The sequence below is a fragment of the Syntrophomonas sp. UBA5494 genome, assembly GCF_002426325.1.
Genome location: NZ_DIPG01000017.1, coordinates 6,832 through 7,811 on the forward strand (window position 1 = coordinate 6,832; position 980 = coordinate 7,811).

The 980-nt window shown below is 49.9% G+C and carries 1 protein-coding gene and 1 riboswitch; the gene reads left to right on the forward strand.

Annotated features, from left to right (window positions below; genetic code table 11):
* Window positions 1-86: 86 nt before the first annotated feature.
* Window positions 87-203, reverse strand: a riboswitch (molybdenum cofactor riboswitch).
* A 232-nt stretch (window positions 204-435) separates the two neighbouring features.
* A partial coding sequence (locus B3W37_RS02180; RefSeq protein ID WP_483174638.1) for a nitroreductase family protein occupies window positions 436-980 on the forward strand: 545 nt, incomplete at its 3' end.

A 980-nucleotide genomic window follows, 5' to 3' on the forward strand; every position in this document is an offset into this window, starting at 1 on the left:
CGGGGTCTGAAACCGGTCATAGACTGTTTCAGAATTCAAAAAGCCAGACCTTGCAAAAAGGGCTGGCTAAAAGGCAAATCCAACTAAAGCCTTCCTACCGGACTCCTTTCCACAATGGGAGGCCCAACCGTTTCCCGTTGAACCCTGTCGGTCTCAATACCATATCTATTCAGGCAATGAGACTCGGAGAGTGAAGACTGAAAATTATTATTCATTACTTATTCGTAATCATACACCTCCTGGAGATCTCATGCAATAGTCAACCGGGGCATCATCCCCAACCTGACCGATCATCATGGGGAGACGCGGCAGATCATCTTGGAAAAAACAAACAGGCCGCCCCGGCTGTCAGGACGGTATTCTGCCAAAGCAAGCCCGTGCTATAATGGGGAGAACACCATGCGGTGTCAAGATACATAGATAAGGGGAGAGTTCGTGAGCTTTTTAACCGTCGATCAGACCAAATGCAAACGCGACCGTATTTGTGCCGCCGAATGTCCGGCCAGACTTATTGTATTCAGAGAACTGGACGCCTTCCCGAGCTCAGTAAAAAGAGCCGAACAGTTTTGCCTGCGCTGCGGCCATTGTGTGGCGGTTTGTCCGCACCAGGCCATATCTGTAAAAACCGTAAATTCCGTTGATTGTGTGCCGGTTGATCCCGGTTTGCTTCCTGCCCCCGCTCAGGTGGAGCATTTTTTAAAATCGCGGCGCTCTATCCGCAGTTTCAAAGACAAGAGCGTTGATCGTGCCATCCTGGAAAAATTAATTGATGTTTCCGCTTATGCACCTTCCGGTCACAACATGCAGCCGGTTCATTGGCTGGTCGTTGAAGATAAACACCAGGTACGTCATATTGCCGGCCTGGTAGTGGATTGGATGCGCTATATCATCGAACATATGCCCCAGATAGCCGCGGTGATGCACATGGAGGCCGTGTGCTATGCCTGGGATAAGGGAATTGATACCATATGCCGCAATGC